This window comes from Planctomycetia bacterium (genome assembly GCA_021413845.1).
GTDB lineage: Bacteria > Planctomycetota > Planctomycetia > Pirellulales > PNKZ01 > PNKZ01.
Window position 1 is genome coordinate 18,942 of the sequence record JAIOPP010000093.1, and the last position, 18,752, is coordinate 37,693.

Consider the following 18,752-nt stretch of genomic DNA (forward strand, 5'->3'; position numbering starts at 1 on the left):
TTCGGGGTAGTCGGACTTCAAAGAGAAACGATGCAAGCGATGCGGCGGGCATTACCAAACAAGCTCTTGTTCCACCAACGCTCGTCCGTCGGCGAATGATACCGGCACGAGCAATTCTTGGCCTTGCGGACCGGAGCGAACGACCGGCTCCGCTTGGCCCGAGCGGACCCGGACGCGCCACAGGCCGTCGATCTCGTACCAGCCGTCGGTTGCGGCAGCGATCTGCTTCGCGGCGACCGCGCGGAACCAAAGCTGCGAGTCTTTCACCGTGTCGGCCTTAAGCGCGATCTTGCGACTGAACGTCGTTTGCTTACCGGCTTTGACCGGCGTGATCGTGTCTTCAACGTGGACGTCACCTAGATCGTAGAGGAAGGTCGGTCGACGGTTTTCGCCGAGCCGATACCCGCGGAAGTGCTGATCGAGTTCTTTCGGCGTTGCGGTCGGCCACGGCTGTTGCGTGGTTTCGAGACGCGCGAACGCGACTCCCGTAGGAAGTTGAATTACGTCGTCGCCGAGCGGACCTTGGAAACCCTGGCCGCGGCCGGTCCAATGCTTCGCGGCATCGACGAACGCGCCGTGCCACATCGAGGCGAGTCGCAATCCGCCGGCGTCGAATGCGAGGTTTGCTTTCTCGGGATAGCCGACGCCGATGGCACGCGGGCCGACCCCTTCGATGAAGTTGCGATAGATGATCGCTTCCTTATCCGCGATCAGCTCGATCGGTTGCCCGCCGACGCCGAACGGAATGGCTGCTTTCTCGCCGTCGTTCAGAAACAGCCACATCGCGGCAAGTTGCTTTTCGGCGTTGCCGCCGAGAGTTTCCTTCAACGGGCTTTGGCCGTTGACGAAAATGGTCGGCATGCGGGTGCCGGGCCGAAGCGATTGCGGATCGCGCACGTACTTCGCAAACCATTCGGGCCGAACTCGGCGCGTGAGGATCGTCATGTCGATCCCTTGGATCCCTTCGGCCTTCTGCTTGTTGAACTGATGACACTTTACGCAGCCGAAACCTTTCGTGCCGATGAGCGCTCGGCCATCGGCTTTCGCGCGATACTCCGGGCCCTCGAGCACGGCGAGCTTATCGTTGAGCGGCGCATCGAGTTCTTGCAACACGCCTGCCAGCTTGCCGACGTTCGTTCCGCCGAAATTCGGCATCACGGTTCGCATGTAAGGACGATCTTTCGAGCCGCGCTCCAGCACCTGCTTCAAATACGCATCGGCCAGTTTCGCACCAACCCCATCGAGCCGCGGCGGCAGCCGGCCTTCGTCTCCCATCTCGGGCGTCGTGCCGACGAACAGCGGGCTCAACAGCTCGGAAGTCGGATCGCGATCCGGGATGCCGTCGTCGTTGAGGTCGACCGTCTTATTCGGATCGACGCCGCCGAGGCCGTCGCGCTGGTGGCAAGCATAGCAATTGAATGCGGCGAACGAACTTTCGGCGCGCTGCTTGGCCGTTGGTTTCGCCTTCATCTTCCCAGCGCTCTGCGCCCACTCCAGCGACGCCGTGAGCGCGCTGCGCTGAGCGGCGGTTAGGCTATAGCGCGGGATCGTTTGTAGAGGGTCGGTAACGGGTTCCTCGGCGAGGCACCCACGCCCGTCGCGCAATTCGGCGAATTGCCGTATCGGCTCCTTCGCTGCCAACGTCTCTTTGCCTTGCTTCAATTCGTGGCACGAGGCGCAGCCGGTCGAAACGAACAGTTTCTTGCCGAGCGCGGCGAGTTGCGGATCGACTTGGAACGCCGAATCGACCTTTTTCGCCGGCTCCGATGTCAGCGTAACGACGCTCGCGAGGCTGCGCCAAGGGTCGTTGCCGGAGCTTCTTAACACGACGTTCAACACCGCGTCGCCGCCGGCGTCGAAGTAGTCGACGACGACTCGATGCACGCCGGCTTTCAACGTCGACTTTCCCTCTTTATCGCCGACCGGGTGGATGCCGTCGGCATCGACGACCGTCGTACCGTCGATCGAGAGCCGCGAGCCGTCGTCGGAAGAGAGACGAAACGTATAGGTCGCGTCTTTCTCCAAGCGGAGGAAACCTTCGAAGCGCAGGCCGAAGTTGTTCTTGCGCTTCGCCACGCCGACGTCGAGCCCGGCCGAGATGCCTGTCTCGTTCGGCTTCATGGTCTCGAAGTTCGGCAGCCGTTCCCAGCGCCCTTCGTAGAAGGAATACCGGAAGTTCGGTTCGCCGCGCACATCTTTCAAGAAATACGATGCGATGTCGTTCGCCTCGGGCTCCGTAAGATTCAGCGACGGCATCCGGCCCGAGCTGCGCACCTTGAGCGGATCGCGCAGAAAATCGGCGAGCGACTTGAGCGTGTACTTTGCGTCGACCTTCGGCAGCGGCACGGCGAACGGAACCGGCTTCGCATCGGCCTTCTGTGAATTGTGACAAGCCGCACAGCCGACTTCGTGGAACAGTTGCTCGCCGCGCTTCACGGCCCCTTGGTCGATGTTCGCATCGTGGAGCGTTTGCGTCGTCGTCGAAGCCAGGAAGTGAACAAGCGCTTCGACACTCTTCGCCTTCTCTTCGAGCGGCAGAGTCGCAAGCATGTCGGGCATCGTCGTGCCGGGCTTCGCTTGATGCGGGTTGGCGAGCAACGCGCGAATCCATTCGGGTCGAACCCGATTGCCGACGTCGCTCAAGACCGGTGCTTTCTTGGCATGGACGAAGTCGGCGAGTGCGCGGTCGAGTTGATGGCAACTCGTGCAATTCAGTTCTCCCGCCAGTAAAAGGCCGCCGGCGGCGAGATCGGTTTTCTTCGCTTGGTAAAGCCGCTCGTAAGAGGCGATTACCGGCGTGGCGATCGACGTCGGCGCGGGAGACTTCGCGGTAGGTGCGGCCGCGAGCGTGGCGACGACCAAGAGCAAGGCTGAGTTCATGCGTGGGGTTCGGCCGATGAGCAGGAAGGAAAAATCAAGCGGGAGCGGCGGCCGTAAGGGAAACGAACGCGACGCTGCCGGCGGGGGAATCGCGGGGAGGAACATCACTTTAATCGGTGCGCCGGCCCGGCGACAGACCCTACCTGAGGCGGCCGAAATACGTCGCCGGAGGTGAGTTCATGTCGCTCGGCGATTGCGCGTCGGCCGTTTGACGACGCTCTCGGCGGCGACTATTCTCGCGGGAGTTTCGCTGCTCCGAAGTTCGCACATAGCTTCGCATTCCGCTTCTATCGTCCGGAGAAAATCGTCATGTTCGCACGCCTCGGCCTACTACTGATCACGGCGCTCACGCTCGCCGCTTCCGCTGCGACCGTTCGCGCAGCGGATCCCGAAGAGGGATTCATTTGGATGTTCGACGGTAAGTCGCTCGAAGGTTGGGACGGCGATCCGAAATTCTGGAGCGTCGGCGACGGCGGAGCGATCACCGGCCGCACGACTGCGGAGAACCCGACTAAAGGAAACACGTTCCTGATCTATCGCAAGGCCGAAGTCGCCGACTTCGAGTTCCGTTGCGAATTCAAAATCATCGGCGGCAACTCCGGCATTCAATATAGGAGCGAAGAAGTCGCGAAGTGGGTCATCAAGGGATACCAAGCCGACTTCGACGCCGGCGGCGGATGGACCGGGTCGCTCTATGAAGAGAAGGGGCGCGGCATTCTCGCCAAGCGCGGCAACAAGGTCTTGGTTCCTGCCGGCGGCAAACCGGAGAACAAAGAATCGATCGTGACCGAGAAGGAAGTCGTCGATTCGGTGAAGAAGGAAGATTGGAATTCCTACACGATCCTCGCCGAAGGAAACCATCTGATCCAAAAGGTCAACGGCATCACGACCGTCGATCTCGTCGATGAAGACGATAAGGCCGGCAAGAAGTCGGGCCTGCTCGCGTTGCAATTGCACGCCGGCCCGCCGATGACCGTCGAGTTCCGCAACATTCGGATTCGCCACATCAAATCCGCCAAGCCGGTAGAGAAAGTCTCGAAGCGCCTCGCTCCGCCTGCGGGCGAAGGAAAGAAGATCGTCTTCGTCGCCGGCAAGCCGAGCCACGGCTACGGGGCGCACGAACACAACGCGGGCTGCATTCTCCTCGCGAAGGAACTCGAGAAGGCGTTGCCGAATTATAAGACGGTCGTCTATCGCAACGGCTGGCCGACCGAAGCCGGCGCCTTCGACGGTGCCAACGCAATCATCATGTATTGCGACGGCGGTGGCGGACACATGGTGAACGCCCACTTGGAAGAAGTCGACGCGCTGGCGAAGAAGGGGGTCGGCATCGTTTGCATCCATTACGGCGTCGAAGTCCCGGCCGATCCGGCAGGGAAGAAGTTCTTGGAATGGATCGGCGGTTACTTCGAGGCCAATTGGTCGGTCAATCCTCACTGGACTCCGAAGTTCGACAAGCTGCCCGAGCACGCGATCACGCGCGGCGTGAAACCGTTTTCGATCAACGACGAATGGTATTACCACATGCGCTTTCGCCCCGAGCTGCAAGGGGTGACGCCGATCCTCTCGGCGCTGCCGGGCCCGGACACGTTGACGCGCCCCGATGGTGCGCATAGCGGCAACCCGAACGTTCGTAAGGCGGTCGCGGCCGGCGAGATTCAGCACATGGCTTGGGCTTCGGAAAACGCCGGCGGCGGTCGCGGCTTCGGCTTCACCGGCGGTCACGATCATTGGAACTGGGGCTGTCCCGACTTCTTGAAGATCGTGCTCAATGCGATCGTTTGGACCGCGCACGGCGAAGTGCCGGCGGAAGGGGTCGTCGCGCCGACGGTGACGCTCGCCGAGCTTGAGAAAAACCAAGACTATCCGGCTCCCGCCAACTTCAATCGCGAGACGGTGATCAAGAAGATCAACGCTGCCGGCGGCAAAGCCGACGGGGAATAATTTCGCGCAACGTGGTTCGCAACATCGCATCTGCACGTTGTCGGCGTGCGCGTGCGCAGCGGATCGTCATGCGTTGCCGGCATGCGCCGAGAATTATTCTCGGCGGTGTTTTAAAACGGCCTTGACCCTCGCCGGACCTTCTCCTATTCTCCCGCCGCACGTTCGGACATGGCAACGACGCGAGTCGCGGCCGGGTTCGAGCGAGAGCGGTACGAAGCGGATATCCGCGCGATAGGGTCTGCACCGGAAGCGGCTTGCTCAGCGAGTTCGGTTCTGCGGACCACGGAGAGGTTCGTTCGGCAAGGATGCCGTCCGAAAGCTCCGGCATCGCGTCATCTCGTATCGCGGGGCGTCCAATCGCTCCCGGAAAGATCGGCGTCCTTCGCCCCCCTGGGACCCGTCTTTCCGGGAGTTTTTTTGCGCGCATGGATCTACTGATGTAAGCGTTGCAAGTCGCGGCGGTGCGAAGTTAGCGCACCGTCTTATGCGGAGCGAGTAGCGGGGCTGCCGCGCTCGGCGCGATCACCACATCGTTCGGGCCGATTCCTGCGCCGACGAAGCCCGAGTGGTTCGAGAAGAGGTCGTCGCCGAGATCGCGACGTCGGCAACAATTCAGGAACAGCGCGTGGCCGTCTTCGAAGAAGACGTTCTGGCCGCCGCAGCCGTGGTTCAAACTTCCCAACGCGTGATCTTGCGGGGCGTCGGCCAAGAGCGCGAAGTGGGGCCGACTTTGATTGCGGACGAAATGGTAGCTGCCGTCTTCGACGTAGCCCAGAGCGTAGCCGTAGCTACCTCCCATCTTCGCTGTCAATTTGTCGAGCGCTGCCGAATCGGCATGCTCCAATTCGTCGAGCGTCGGAATGTTCTCGAACTGGGCGCAAGCCCGAGCTTGTCCCGGACAAACGACATCGCTCGCATCCATGAGCAGCCGCGCTTGCTGCAAGCGAGGAGCATAAACGCCGGCATGCGCCAGAGGGCCCGAGTGGGGAACTTCGGGGAATAGATCGCCGTGCGTGCGACTGTAGTCGATCAGAGCCATCCCTACGCGATGCAGTTTATCGCGGCAAGCGACGACGCGCGACTGATACCGCATCGACGCCAAGGCGGGAAAGAAGAGCAGCGAGGCAGCGACGACGATTCCCGCCGTCACAGTCGCATCGGCCCAACCCCAACGCCGCGCGGGGGGAGCGGTAAGATCGACGGGCTGAGAAGCCTCGTAGCGCTTCCGCAGAGACATGAGAGAAGCAGCATCTTCGGACGGAACCGCTTCTTCGTAGCGCGACGAATTCTTTTCCACGACGTCCGCTAGACCCGAAATCCATTCACAAGTTCGCTTAGCGAGACCCTCGGGTGGGTCGTAGCTCGCGGTTGTCCCATCGATCGGTTCTAAACTTCGCCGGAGCAGTTCTAAGTCGCGGCGAAGTTCGGGGTCGATCGAGAGTCGGCGTTCTAGTTCGCGTTCCTCGTCAGGCTCCAATGCTCTCAGCAAGTAGCCCAGCAATTTGTCGCGCATCGAACTTCTCGCGGATTACGATAGGTGGGCCTCTTGGAAGGCCTCGTTGAGCTTGAGCACTGCCGTGTGCAAGCGGCTCTTGACGGTGCCGACCGGCACGTTCAACCGATCGGCGGCTTCCCGATACTTGAGTCCCTGGTAGTAGATCATATTCACGGCTGAGCGCAACTGCTCCGGCAGTTCGCCGACGGCACCGCGCACCCACTCTTCCCGCTCGCCCGACTCGAGGTTGGCTTGCGGAGCGGCCTCGCGGCTTTCCAGCAAGTTCAACAGCGAGCCCACATCGTCGTCGGCGTTTTCGCGCTCGCGTCGGTCCAAGCTTACCAACTTGTGGCGCTTCGTGCGGCGCTGAAGGTCGATCGCTTGATTCGTCGCAATCGTATACAGCCACGGACGAACCTTACGATCGGCTTCGAACTGCTTGCACTTCAAGTGGACTTGGAGAAAAGTCGCTTGAAAGGCATCTTCCGCCGCCGCTTGATCGTTCAAGAATCGGCGAAGGTAGCTGTACAGTTCGCGCTCGTAGCGATGGACAAGCTGGTCGAAGGCCGCGCGGTTACCGGCATCGCGATACGATGCCAGCAATTCCTCATCGGTCCATTCTCCCAGCGTCCGAGCCGATACGCGAGCGATTCGTTGCAGGGGCAGTGTTGCTGTAACCATATACGTGCCGTTTAAGGGAATAGTTCTCGACAACCACGTCGACGCTATTACCTCTCCTAAAAGCTTGCGATTCGTACTTCGTCGTCGACCGGAACCCGTTGCGAGAGGCCTCGATGCCTCTTTGGCAGGTACCACGCCCGGTCGGCGGGGCGAATGATACCTTCTAATGCAACCGATATGCCGAACCTGTCGTCAAAGCGGTGAATGCGTGTGCAGTACACGGCACAATCGGCGCAAAACGTATATGTAGAAGCTAGTTGCGACGAATGAAATTTTTTGGTCCGAGTTCCAACTACGGCAGGATTGTAAAAACGGCCTCCTGAAAATTTTGCTGGCGGTTACATGGGTAAATTGCAGGAAATGTCGCACCTTACGATATTTTCCTTCATTTTCGCTCAGGGTTCTGCCGAGAAGCCGTCGTCCCCCCTTGTTGTGTCAATATGACGACAGGATGGCTCAAAGTGAGACGGCGAGTTCCCGCCGGCTAAGTGGCCGGTATGGAATGGCGTATGAAAATAGCGCAGCCGTATGAAATTGAAACTCCGAGCCGCAACTCATCGAAGCGTTCTCGGATTGAGATTGTTACGCCTCGCTCCGCGCTCTTGGTTCTTATTCATTACCGCGGTGTTGCCCTTCGCATAAACGAATTTTGTCGGGCATTGAAAGCGCGACTACTCCTAACGAGAATGTGGCGAGAGCCCTGATTTTTCGTCTCCGTGTCGTCGCCCCCACTAGGATCGCGCATGCGCCTGGCCGTTCTCGCGCGAATTCCTCGCTTCGTTATCGTTTCTCTCTTCGCTCTCGGGTGTGCGGCGGTCGCGTTGCGTTCGTTCGCGCAAGATCCGAAGAAGCCCGTCGCGGTAGTTCCGAAGCCGGCGGCGACTCCGATAGCGCCGCCGAAGCCGAGTGCGACGGCGACTCCGACAGCTTCGCCGACCGGCACGAAACCGGCGCCTGCACCGAGCTCCGTCGTTGCTTCGTATGCAGCGCAGCGAGATTTTCTCGCCAAGCATACGAAGGTGCTCGAGCTCACCGATGGGCGCGGCGCGCATGTCGCCATCTGCCCGGAGTGGCAAGGTCGGGTCATGACGTCGAGTTGCGAAGGCCCTGAGGGGCCCGGCTTCGGTTGGCTCAACGAGCCGTTTATTCGCGCCGGCAAGTTGGATGCACACTTCAACAACTACGGCGGCGAAGATCGTTTCTGGCTCGGACCCGAGGCCGGGCAATTCGGACTCTGGTTTGCGCCGGGAAAGAAACAGACGCTCGCCGATTGGTTCACGCCTGCCACGCTCAACGCCGGGCCGTTCGCCGTCTCGCAACAGACCGAGGCCTCGTTCTATCACATGACGCGCGGCGTGCAGTTGCAGAACGCTAAGGGGACGCGGTTCGATCTCGCCGTGGCCCGCGATGTTCGTTTGTTGTCGGCTTATCACTTCGGCGAGTTTTTCGGCGCCCCCGCCGCGAAGCTCGCCGCCGACGGCAAGCTGAAGCTCGTCGGCTTCGAATCGCGCAACGTCGTTACGAACAAAGCGAAGCCGCTCGCAGCCGCCGAAGGCTTGGTATCGATTTGGACGTTGGGTATGTTTCCTCCCGGCCCACAGACGGCGCTGATCGTTCCTTATCGCTCCGACGCCGATGCCGCGAAGGAAGCGGCGCTGGGGCCGATCGTCAACACCGATTACTTCGGCAAGATTCCTCCGGAGCGGCTGCTCGTCTTGCCGAAGGCGATTCTATTTCGAGGCGACGGCACGTTTCGCGCGAAGCTCGGTGTGTCTACGCGCCGCGCGGTGCCGTACATGGGGGCGATCGACTTCGCCTCGGGCACGTTGACGCTCATTCATTTCACGATGCCGAGCGATCCGGCCGGTGCGAAGTATGTGAACAACCAATGGCAGCTTCCGCAAGCCGAGCCGTTCGTCGGCGACATCGCCAACGTCTACAACGATGGTCCCGCGGAGCCGGGCAAGCCGAGCCTCGGAGGCTTCTACGAGTTGGAGTCGTCGTCGCCGGCGCAAGAGCTCGCCACCGGCCAATCGCTCACCCACCATCATCGAACGTTCCACTTGCGCGGCAACCCGGCCGTTCTCGCCGCCGTGATGAAAGCGGTCCTCGGCATCGATGCCGAAGAAGCGAAACGCTTTCTCGCCGAGAAAGCCAAGTGATCAACGCTAAATGATAAATGAAGAGACGATGTTCGCTCCGACATTTATCATTTAGCATTTATCATTTCCTCTGACCTCCGACCCCTTCTTCAGCCCCATGCTCTCCCGCGTTCTCGAACCCGAAGCGATGGACACGCTTGACGAAGCGCGCGACTACGATGCGATCGATCATCGCGATGTCAATCGACTCTTCGCCGCCGACGTGCTCGCTGCTTTGCAACAGGCAGGACTCTTATCTACGGACCAAGGTTGCCATGTCATCGACATCGGCACCGGCACGGCGCGGATACCGATCGAGCTCGTGCGGCAAGCGCGTGAAGCCGGCGTCGGCCGAGGCTTGATCGTCGCCGCGGTCGATCTCGCGGCCGAGATGCTCGTGGTCGCGAAGGAGAACGTCGCCGCGGCCGGCATGGCCGATGTGATTCGCTTGGAACGACTCGACGTCAAGACGCTGCCGTATCCTGACGAGCGCTTCGCGGCCGTCCTTTCCAACAGCATCGTGCATCACATTCCCGACCCGGCGGAAGCGATCGCCGAAGCGGTTCGCGTCACGCGCCCCGGCGGCTTGCTCTTCTTTCGCGATCTCCGCCGACCTCGCGATGCCGCTGAGCTGGAGCGCTTGGTCACTTTGCACACCGCCGGCTCGAGTCCGACGCAGCGCGAGCTGTTTGCCGCGTCGCTGCGTGCGGCGCTCACCGTCGACGAGATCGGGGAGATCGTCGCTGCGTTGGGATTTCCCGCCGCCGAGGTGCGTGCGACGAGCGACCGGCATTGGACATGGCGTTCGACGAAGCCGTAGAATGCCGGAGTCGGTCGCACGTGGCATACCCGCAGGAATAAGACGATGAAACTCTTTCGGTCGATACGCGCCGTCGCCTCGCTCGCGATTCTCGGCGGCGCGGTATTAGGTTCCTCGTCGAGTTCTACGTTCGGAGCCGACGAAGTGAAGCCGCCGATTCAGACGAAAGCGGCGGAGAAGCCGGCGGGCGAGAAGACCGATCGCGAGCGGATCATCGGCACCTGGATCGTGGCCCGCCTCGGGGGCGGAAGCCTGCCGGAACGTAAGCCGGCCGAGGGAGATTCGATCACGCTGACGATCGAGAACGAGCAGTTCAAGGCCATCGTCATCAACGACGGCAACACGCAGGAAGTCGTCGGGAGCTTTTCGCTCGTCGCCGAAGAGACGCCGAAGCTGCTCGATGCCGTCGTGCAGAACGGAGACAAAGCGATGTCGGTCTACGCGCTCTACGAACTCGAAGAAAAGGTGTTAAAGATTCGCTTCAACGCCGCCACCGGTGAACGCCCCGCCGACTTCAAGACGCCGGTCGAAGGAGGAATGACTTTGATTTTCCATCGGAAAATCAAGTAAACCAGAAACCAAAAACTAGAAACCAGAAAAGCGTTGCCGCGATCTTTCGAGTTTCCCACTCTTTCTTCTAGTTTCAAGTTTCTGCTTTCTAGTCTTCTTCTTACGGCGGCGTCGGGCGCTCGCTCATCAGATACGCCAGCAGGTCGCGCAGTTCGCTCGGCGTCTTCACGACTCCTTGCGGCATCGGCGACAGCGTTGTCGGGGCTCGTTCTTCGATCTCTTTCTTCGCGAGCGTCCGTCGCGAGGCGTCGGGCAGCAGCAACTCTACGCCGTCGGCCGTTTCCGCAACGACGAGCCCTACGAGCGTCAGCCCTCCGTCGGTCGTGAAGCTTTGTGCGCGAAACGGCTCGGCCACTTGCCGGCTCGGCGACAAGACCGATTCGACCAAGTGCGGCACGGTGAAGCGCCGTTTCGCATCGACCAAGCTCGGCGCTCCGGCCCCTTTTTGTTCCGATCCGATCGCGTGGCACTTGGCGCAGCCCAACGTACCGAACAACCGCCGCCCCTCGGTCGCGCTCCCTTGCGTCGCTTCCTTTACCCAATCGAGCGCGAGAAATTCCGGACCGATCGCCTGCGAACCCCCGGCCGCAGCCGCCTCGCGCAACCGCGCGGCGAGCATGCCGGAATCGAGCTTCTCAGCGAGAGAGCCTTCCAACTTTCCGACGGAGCGCAACTCGATCCGCGGCGGCGATGATCCCGACGATGTAGTGGAACTCAGGCCCGTGCGCAACAGAAACTCGTTGCCCCCGGGCTGTAGATCGACGATCCATCCGGCCCCCGCCCGATCTTTCGCAGGCAGACCGTTGAACCACACTTGCGTCGCGGCATCGGTGCCGGTCGTCAACAATGCTCGCTGTCGCGCACCGCTTTGAACGCCGAAGTAATAGTAGTTCAGACCGCCGGCTTCGCCGATGCGCCGCTTCTCCCAAGCTTTGCCCCCGTGCGTCGTCATGAGATCCACCTGCCCTCGCTCCGGCGCGTAGCCCTTCGTAGCGCTTGCTGCATCGTCCGTGATCGGCCCGAAGTGCCACGCCTGCTCGATGTTCATTGCCGGAGCATTTTTCAACGTAGCGAGAATCGCATCGCGGCGCACCTGCTCGATGCGCGGCTCGCTTCGCGAATCTTTCAAGAGCCCCAGAAAGTAGGCGGCTTGCAAACGGACGCGCTCCGAAGGATCTTCGAGTGCTTTCAACAAGAGCGCGAACAGCGCTTCTTGCTCTTCGCTAGGCGGTACGGCCTTCCAGCGCTCGGCCATCGTGTAGCTCCCGATGCGGGCGAAGTCGGCCAGATCGACGACGGCATCGGAGCCGTAGAATTGTTGGTCGCGATGAAACCAGCCGTTCCCCTTGGGGTAGTTGAGCGGCAGCGACTCCGGCGGCGTCTCGTCGTGCGCCGGCACGGTGAGCTTTCGGCCGATCGCCAACACGGCGTTGAGCCGCGTCGGTTCATCGGTGGCTTTGAGTATCGCCGTGAGTTGCGCCGCATCGGCCTTGCCGGCGACGTAGGACACACCGAGCTGCCGTTCATAATCGTCTCTGACGGAGCGGCTGAGAATCTCCGCATTCGTAAGCTCGGGTCCACCCAACGAACAACCGATCGACTTGAAGAAGATGTCGCCGAGCAAGCTCTTCGGCGCGTCGTCGATGCGCGTAACTATCACCAAGTCGCTCGCGCAATAAGGCGCCGCCATGTTGCCGCTCATGTAGAGAGCCGTGACGAACAGTTCGCCGCCGGCGCCGACAGCGAGCCCGACGGGCCGGCAGTTATCGTCTCCTTGCAGGATCGTTTCTTCTTTCGCGGTAAGGGTGGTGCTGCGCGGCTCGAGCTTGTAGCCGGTCACGGAATGGCGATCCCACCGGGCTTGCAACAACCGGCCGCGCACGGTGTCGGGTAGGTATTTGCGATCGTAGTACACCAAGTCGCACGGCACGCCGCGCCCCAAGTCGCACACCGGATCGACCAAGTCGAACCGCTCGGGACTCTTCGACGCCATCCAACCGCGCGGCCAACCGAAGTCGATTCCCGGCACGACGTGCAGCAACTTCGCCGGCGCATATTGATCGGCACGGCTCTCGTGGTCGTTATCGTTAGTGAACAGCTCCCAACCGGAGGCGAACGCCAAACCCACCGGTCCGCGCAAGCCCGTCGCAACGACGTTGACCGCCCCATCCTGCAACGAATACCTCAGCACGGCCCCCTGACCGGTATAAGGAGTCTTCCGCCAAGCGACTTCGGACTTGTTCTTCTCTCCCAACTGACCACTGACCACCGACAACCGACCACTGTCTTTTCCCTGACCTCCGACCCACGCTCCCTGACCCCTCGAGTAATAAACCCAATGTCCCCAATGATCGGGCCGCGTCCAATCGCCGTAGTTGATGAGGGGATCGCCGTGTGTGATGTAGAGATCTCCCTCGGAGCCCCAAGCGAGGCAATGAAAACTGATATGCAGATCGAGCGGGATGCCCCATAGCAAACGCTCGGGCACCAGCCCTTCGCGCGCTACTCGGCCGTTCGGCACTCGGTACAGGGCATTGCATGTCAGAACGAAGAGATCGTCGTCCTTAAACTCCAGACCCATGATGATCGAATGTTTGGGAAACCGCAGGAGCTCACGGCGCGGCTTGAAAGCCTGCTTTCCTTCGCGCTCGAACACGAACACTCCTTCGCGGCCCCCGACGAAGACGTTGCCGTCCTTGTCGGCTTTCACTCCCATATAAACTTGGTCGGGCGAACGATCGACGAGCGTCACCTTCAGCGTCGGGTCGAGCGCTTTAAGATGTACGCCTGCGCTGGGAATCGGTGCGCGTGAGGGTTCACCCGCCGTTTGCGTTAGACGCACGGCATGATTACCGAGCTTCGACGAATCTACGGCCGACGCTTTCACGTCCGCAGTGAATCGCCACAGGCCGACGGTCGTTTCCTCGGCTTTGCCGGTGTCGACCGTAGTTGCCGCCGGGCTCTTCGGCCCAATCGTGCGCAAGCCTTTTGAAATCCGCACGTATTCGAGAGTCCCGTCGCAGCCGATATTCCCTTCGACGACCCGGAGAAACGCGAGCTTCTCCGGCGGCGCATCGCGTTTTGCAGCTGCTTTACGGACGATCGTCTGATCCGCGGCTTGCACGCCGTCGACGAACAGCCGCACGCGCTCCAGCTCGTAGAGCATCGCAATGTCGCGCGGCTTCCCGTCGCAAATGTCGGTCGTCGTGCGGACATGGTCGGGCTGCGCACCCGGAATGTATGCCGTCAACGCGCCGCTCTGGGGCATCGCAAAGAGTTCCCAATGGTCGGGTGATTGCTTCGTGTCGTTGGCGACGAGCACGTTGAAGCTCGACTTGCTTTTCACCGTCCCGCGCAGTTCGACCGTCATCGGCAACTGCCGATACTCAAGCTTCCCGGGAGCAAGATAACCGCCGCCATTCGTGCCCCCGCTCGCTTGCGGCTTCGCGGGATCACTCGCACCGGGAGTCGGAGTGCGCATCTTCGGTTTCACACCGGCCGGCTTGCCTTCGAGTTGCGGCAACAGCCAGTCGAGGCCGTCGAGATTGTCGTGCAGTCGGGCCTCGGCGTCGTCTTGCGTGTGCCCGAGAATGCCGATCGGCCCGCGATAGCCGCTTGCGCGAATGATCTTCAAAAGCTTCAGATCGAGCTCTCCTTGTCCGAGCTGCAGAATCTTTTGTCCCCGTCGATCCCCTTGCGTGTTCATGCCGTTAAGGTTGAGCACCAGCAAGTGCGGAATGATCTTCGGTAAGAATTCCGCGAAGCGCTCGAGCTGATCGTGGCCGTGATGTTGGTTGTAGACGATGCCGACGTTCTTCAACTTCAGCTCGGCGATGATCTCCAACTGGTTCTCCGGTTCGCCGAACCAGCCGCCGTGGTTGTACAGGCCGACTTGCATCCCCTGCGCGGCCGCCGCTTCCGCGATCGGCCGAATGCGGTTCGCCTCCTGCACGACGCGGGCCTTCTGCTCTTCCGGCGAGTTCGTCGCCGAGCCGCCGCCCGTGATCCAAAGTTGCGGCGTGATGCCGTGCTTCTTGCAGATCGCAAGAATGTGCTTCGCTTCTTCGTTGAGCGAACCGGGAAACCACCACGCGTCGAGCGCAATGCCGTGCCGCTTGCAGGCTTCGATTTCGGCATCGAACGTCGGAATGTGTTCGCCCCGATAGTCGTAGGCGAAGTGCTTGAAGCCGAGCTTTTCGAGCATCGCGGCCCGTTGTTCGGGCTCCCGCTTCTTCGCATCGAACGGCACGATGCACCACGCCATAAGATTATCGCGACGGAAAATGTCTTCCTTGTGCGACGATCCGTCGGCCGACGCTTTCGCGGGCGCATTCTGCGCGACGACGCACGGAACTTGCCCGAAGAACAAAAGTGCGAAGATGAAAACAAGGCAGCGTGTAATAGCGGAACGAGTCATAGTGGAACGCATGATGAAATGACGCGTAGGAAGGAGGATCGAAGGGATTCTTAAAGCAATGAGGGGTATTACTTTTCCGGATACAGCTCGGCGAGCACGGCTGCGAGGCGAAGTTCGATATGCGCGGCCATCGCTTTGCGGGCCGCGATCGGTTTACGCGCCGCCAGCGCCGTAAGAATCGTGCGATGCTCTCCGAGTGCCGCTTGCAAGTTGACGTCGCTGCCGGTGAGGCGACAAAAGCAGCGAACGAGTCGTCGATAGCGGGCGATGTCGGCGCGCAGGCGTTCGTTGTCGGCGGCCTCGGCGATGGCGTCGTGGAACGCGAGATCGAAGTCGATCGCTTGCGCATTCCAACTTGGAGTCTTCCGCATCTTCGCCAAGCGAATCGCGACGGCTCGCAGCGCCTTCACCGTTTCGGGAGCGATGCGCATCGCGGCGCGTTCGGCTGCCGCGGCTTCTAATAAGCCGCGCATCGCGTAAATCTCGACGACATCGTTGCGATCCAACTTCACGACGCGCGGCTGACGGTTCGCAGGCTGCTCGACGAGGCCGTCGTGTGCGAGTCGCTGCAGCGCATCGGTGATCGGCGTCCGGCTCACTTGAAATCGTTCGGCGAGTGCGACTGCGCTCAGCTCTTCGCCCGGCGCAATCTGGCCTCGCAGAATCGCTTCTAAGAGGGTTTCGTAAGCCGCGTCGGAAAGAGACGTGCGCTTCAGGGGAAGGGTCTTCATCGGGCTCGATGTCATGCTCGTCCTGCTTTCGAAATCCACATTAGAATAACCAAACGCTTGACCGCGCTCGGCGTGGTGTCGTACACTCGACCTTCACCTGCATGCAGTATGCAGCACGCAGCATAGGCCGCTGAAATCGGAAACGCAAGAAGCATGACTTCGCCTCATTGCTGGACAACCGAACGGTTCACGAACGACGGTCGTCGGCTCAGCTTCTTTCATTCGGCCGAAGCCAACGTCGAAAGCGGCAAGCCGCTCCCGCGTACGGCTGTGGCGATGTTGCACGGCGTGCTGCGGTCTTGGAACGTCTTTCTCCCTCTCACCGCCCATCTTTCGACCCGCTACGATCTGTGGTCGCTCGATCAGCGTGGGCACGGAGCCTCGGATCGAGCCGAGCGCTATCTCGTCGTCGACTACGTCGCAGACGCCGTCGCTTGGTTGCGAGGGACGTTCGGCCGGCAGGGGCGCGTCCGCCCGATCGTGTTGTACGGCCATTCGCTCGGAGCGATGGTCGCCGCCGGGGTGGCCGCGGCCTGCCCGGAGTTGGTGCGCGGCGTGGTGTTGGAAGACCCGCCGTTTCGCACGCTCGGCCCGCATATCGGCGCCACGAATTTTCATAGCTACTTCGAGCAGATCGCGCTGCTCGTGCGCGATCGGCAGGCTTCGTCGACCGTCGCGGGGCTCGCGCGTCGGCTGGCCGAGATCACGTTCGTCGATCCGCAATCCGGTCGCGCACAGCGACTCGGCGACGTGCGAGATGCCGCCTCGTTGCGCTTTTCCGCCGCTGCCCTAATGCACGTCGATCCGCATGTGCTCGATCCGCTCGTCGCCGGCGACTGGCTCGACGGGTACGATGAAGACGCCGTGTTCGACGGTTTGAAATGTCCGGTCTTGCTGCTGCAAGCCGATGCCGCGCTCGGCGGCATGCTCGTCGATGCCGACGTCGAGCGCTTGCGCGCTCGTGCCGCCGACGTAACCCATCTGCGGATGCCGGGCGTCGGGCACATGATGCATTGGCAGCGCACGCAAGAGATCGCCAACTATACGTTCAGCTTCATCGAATCGCTCGACGGAACCACGCCATGAAGATCGCCGCAGGCACCACGGTTATTCGCAACGGCCGGCTCTTCGACGGCACCGGCGCGCCGCCCGTCGCCGATGGCGTAGTCGTGGTCGCGGAAGGACGAATCGCCTACGCGGGCCCTGCGGCGGCGGCACCGCGCACCTCGCCCGATGTTCGTTCTCTCGATGCTCGCGGCGGCACCATCATGCCGGGCTTGGTCGAAGCGCATTTTCATCCGACCTATTTCGACGTCGCGGCGCTCGAAGACCTCGACATCAAATATCCGGTCGAATACGTCACGCTGCTCGCCTCGGCCAACGCGAAGCTTGCCGTGGAGTGCGGCTACACCGCGGCGCGCAGCGGCGGCAGCTTGTTTAACATCGACGTCTGGCTCAAGAAAGCAATCGAGAACGATCTCATCGTCGGACCCAGGCTGGCCTCGAGCGGTCGCGAAATATGCGGAGCCGCCGGCCTGATGGATTGGAATCCCGACTATCGAAAGATCGGCATGGAAGGGCTCGTGCTGATCGTTAATGGTCCGCATGAGGCTCGCGCCGCCGTGCGCAAGCTGGTGAAAGACGGCATCGAGTGGATCAAGACCTATCCGACCGGCGACGCCGCCGCGCCCGACGCGAACGATCACCACACGCTTTGCATGACGTTCGAGGAGATGCACGCCGTCGTCGAAACGGCCCATAATCATGGGCTCAAAGTAACCGGCCATTGCCGCGCAACCGAGGGAATCAAGAACGCGCTGCGCGCCGGCTACGATGCCGTCGAGCATGCCAGCTTCATCGATGACGAAGGCTTAGAACTGTTGTTGAAGCGCGACGTGCCGTGCGTGCCGGCGCTCTATTTCGAGTTGGCGAGCATCGAGCGGGGGCCGGAGTTCGGCATGTCGCAGCGCGTGATCGACGGGCATCGCGAAACGCTTGAAGGAGGGGCCGAGAGTGCGAAGCGCATTCTGCGCGCAGGGGGCCGACTCGGCATGGGGGGCGACTACGGTTTCGCTTGGAATCCTCACGGCGACTACGCGAAGGAGCTCGCCTTCTTCGTCGAATACGTCGGCCTTACGCCGCTGGAAGTGTTGAAGTGCGCGACGAAGACCGGTGCCGAAATTCTCGGCCGTGGTGCGGAGATCGGCACGCTCGAAGCCGGCAAACTCGCCGACATCCTCATCGTCGACGGCGATGTGGTCGGCGACGTTCGCATCTTACAAGACCGATCGAAGATTCTCGCCGTCATGCAAGGCGGAGTCGTCAAAGCGGGAACATTGTCGCGCCCGTCGGCTTAGCGAATCGTGCCTGCCGGAAGATCCAGCACGTGTGCGGCGGCGAAGCCGTTGCCGAACGTTTGGAAGTTCTTCAACGTCCAAACGACTTGCTTGTCGCGCGTGACCTCGAACAATTGCGGCGCGTCGGGGCCGGCGTGGCAGTTGCCGACGATCACGTTGCCGCTGGGCAACACATGCAGCGTCGTGACCCAAGCCAAGCGAATGCCGGGCAGTTCGTCTTGCCCGATACTCCAGACGATTTCCCCTTGCGGCGTCACCTCGATCACGCGGTTGCCGTTGCCGCAGGCGATGAGCGTGTTGCCGTTTTTAAGACGGACCGCGCCGTAGACATCGGTGCCATGTCCTTCCGGACCATGTCCGCCGGAGCGCGGCCGGCCGACAAGGTCGAGCTTATACGTCCAAGCGATCTTGCCCGACGGTTCGTATTCGCGCACCAAGCCCTCGGCTTCTTGGCAGACCAAGTAGTTGCCGTCGGCGAGTTTGCGAACCAAGCGGGTATCTTTATGGGCGTTCGGCTTCTCGCGCGTCAGCGGCATCTCGAAGACGATCTTGCCGGCGGCATCGACTTCGACGATCCGGCCGTTGCCGCTTTCGGCGACCATCGTGCGCCCGTCGGCGAGGCGCTGAAACGCGTGGACTTCGACACGACCGGCGTAGCCGCTCTTCGGCAGCGCTTCGTATTGCCAGGCGATCTCCTTCGCCGGCGTCATCTCGAC

At 61.4% G+C, this 18,752-nt stretch carries 12 protein-coding genes; 6 read left to right on the top strand and 6 right to left on the bottom strand.

The window, feature by feature from the left end:
* Positions 1–51 precede the first annotated feature (51 nt).
* Complete coding sequence (locus K8U03_16810; GenBank protein MCE9606553.1) at positions 52–2,880, bottom strand: c-type cytochrome; 2,829 nt, start codon at positions 2,878–2,880, stop codon at positions 52–54.
* Positions 2,881–3,189: 309 nt separating this feature from the next.
* Between K8U03_16810 and K8U03_16815 the strand changes: the two genes are divergently transcribed.
* The gene (locus K8U03_16815) at positions 3,190–4,824 is read left to right on the top strand and encodes a DUF1080 domain-containing protein (GenBank protein ID MCE9606554.1); all 1,635 of its coding nucleotides are present in this window, start codon (positions 3,190–3,192) and stop codon (positions 4,822–4,824) included.
* A gap of 469 nt (positions 4,825–5,293) precedes the next feature.
* On the opposite strand, the gene K8U03_16820 is transcribed toward K8U03_16815, so the two are convergent.
* Together K8U03_16820 and K8U03_16825 are read right to left on the bottom strand one after the other, a co-directional pair.
* Positions 5,294–6,337 (bottom strand): hypothetical protein, encoded by a 1,044-nt coding sequence (locus tag K8U03_16820; GenBank protein ID MCE9606555.1) that lies wholly within the window; start codon positions 6,335–6,337, stop codon positions 5,294–5,296.
* A 15-nt stretch (positions 6,338–6,352) separates the two neighbouring features.
* Positions 6,353–7,000 carry a sigma-70 family RNA polymerase sigma factor gene (locus tag K8U03_16825; GenBank protein ID MCE9606556.1) on the bottom strand — a complete coding sequence of 216 codons (648 nt, stop codon included), beginning with the start codon at positions 6,998–7,000 and terminating at the stop codon, positions 6,353–6,355.
* A gap of 743 nt (positions 7,001–7,743) precedes the next feature.
* Between K8U03_16825 and K8U03_16830 the strand changes: the two genes are divergently transcribed.
* From K8U03_16830 to K8U03_16840, 3 genes are all read left to right on the top strand, one after another.
* Positions 7,744–9,162 (top strand): hypothetical protein, encoded by a 1,419-nt coding sequence (locus tag K8U03_16830; protein ID MCE9606557.1) that lies wholly within the window; start codon positions 7,744–7,746, stop codon positions 9,160–9,162.
* A 97-nt stretch (positions 9,163–9,259) separates the two neighbouring features.
* The gene (locus K8U03_16835; GenBank protein ID MCE9606558.1) at positions 9,260–9,961 is read left to right on the top strand and encodes a methyltransferase domain-containing protein; all 702 of its coding nucleotides are present in this window, start codon (positions 9,260–9,262) and stop codon (positions 9,959–9,961) included.
* A gap of 45 nt (positions 9,962–10,006) precedes the next feature.
* A complete protein-coding gene (locus tag K8U03_16840) occupies positions 10,007–10,531 on the top strand; it encodes a hypothetical protein (protein MCE9606559.1) in 525 nt (174 codons plus the stop codon).
* A gap of 100 nt (positions 10,532–10,631) precedes the next feature.
* On the opposite strand, the gene K8U03_16845 is transcribed toward K8U03_16840, so the two are convergent.
* Both K8U03_16845 and K8U03_16850 read right to left on the bottom strand, forming a co-directional pair.
* Positions 10,632–14,960, bottom strand: coding sequence for a TIM barrel protein (locus K8U03_16845; GenBank protein ID MCE9606560.1), 4,329 nt, complete (start codon positions 14,958–14,960; stop codon positions 10,632–10,634).
* 56 nt (positions 14,961–15,016) lie between these two features.
* Positions 15,017–15,679: a GntR family transcriptional regulator gene (locus K8U03_16850; GenBank protein MCE9606561.1), complete on the bottom strand. Its 663-nt coding sequence runs from the start codon at positions 15,677–15,679 to the stop codon at positions 15,017–15,019.
* A gap of 153 nt (positions 15,680–15,832) precedes the next feature.
* On the opposite strand from K8U03_16850, the gene K8U03_16855 reads away from it, so the two are divergent.
* Both K8U03_16855 and K8U03_16860 read left to right on the top strand, forming a co-directional pair.
* The gene (locus tag K8U03_16855) at positions 15,833–16,765 is read left to right on the top strand and encodes an alpha/beta hydrolase (protein MCE9606562.1); all 933 of its coding nucleotides are present in this window, start codon (positions 15,833–15,835) and stop codon (positions 16,763–16,765) included.
* Entirely contained in the window at positions 16,762–18,036 is a 1,275-nt protein-coding gene (locus K8U03_16860; protein ID MCE9606563.1) for an amidohydrolase family protein, read from the top strand. Before K8U03_16855 ends, K8U03_16860 begins: the two co-directional genes overlap by 4 nt.
* Here the strand turns inward: K8U03_16860 and K8U03_16865 are convergent.
* A partial coding sequence (locus tag K8U03_16865; GenBank protein MCE9606564.1) for a PQQ-binding-like beta-propeller repeat protein occupies positions 18,033–18,752 on the bottom strand: 720 nt, incomplete at its 5' end. The genes K8U03_16860 and K8U03_16865 overlap by 4 nt on opposite strands.

Bases quoted from the DNA above. Each gene is read 5' to 3' on its own strand.
- K8U03_16810 (MCE9606553.1), bottom strand. From the start codon at position 2,880: ATGAACTCAGCCTTGCTCTTGGTCGTCGCCACGCTCGCGGCCGCACCT.
- K8U03_16815 (MCE9606554.1), top strand. From the start codon at position 3,190: ATGTTCGCACGCCTCGGCCTACTACTGATCACGGCGCTCACGCTCGCC.
- K8U03_16820 (MCE9606555.1), bottom strand. From the start codon at position 6,337: ATGCGCGACAAATTGCTGGGCTACTTGCTGAGAGCATTGGAGCCTGAC.
- K8U03_16825 (MCE9606556.1), bottom strand. From the start codon at position 7,000: ATGGTTACAGCAACACTGCCCCTGCAACGAATCGCTCGCGTATCGGCT.
- K8U03_16830 (MCE9606557.1), top strand. From the start codon at position 7,744: ATGCGCCTGGCCGTTCTCGCGCGAATTCCTCGCTTCGTTATCGTTTCT.
- K8U03_16835 (MCE9606558.1), top strand. From the start codon at position 9,260: ATGCTCTCCCGCGTTCTCGAACCCGAAGCGATGGACACGCTTGACGAA.
- K8U03_16840 (MCE9606559.1), top strand. From the start codon at position 10,007: ATGAAACTCTTTCGGTCGATACGCGCCGTCGCCTCGCTCGCGATTCTC.
- K8U03_16845 (MCE9606560.1), bottom strand. From the start codon at position 14,960: ATGCGTTCCACTATGACTCGTTCCGCTATTACACGCTGCCTTGTTTTC.
- K8U03_16850 (MCE9606561.1), bottom strand. From the start codon at position 15,679: ATGAAGACCCTTCCCCTGAAGCGCACGTCTCTTTCCGACGCGGCTTAC.
- K8U03_16855 (MCE9606562.1), top strand. From the start codon at position 15,833: ATGACTTCGCCTCATTGCTGGACAACCGAACGGTTCACGAACGACGGT.
- K8U03_16860 (MCE9606563.1), top strand. From the start codon at position 16,762: ATGAAGATCGCCGCAGGCACCACGGTTATTCGCAACGGCCGGCTCTTC.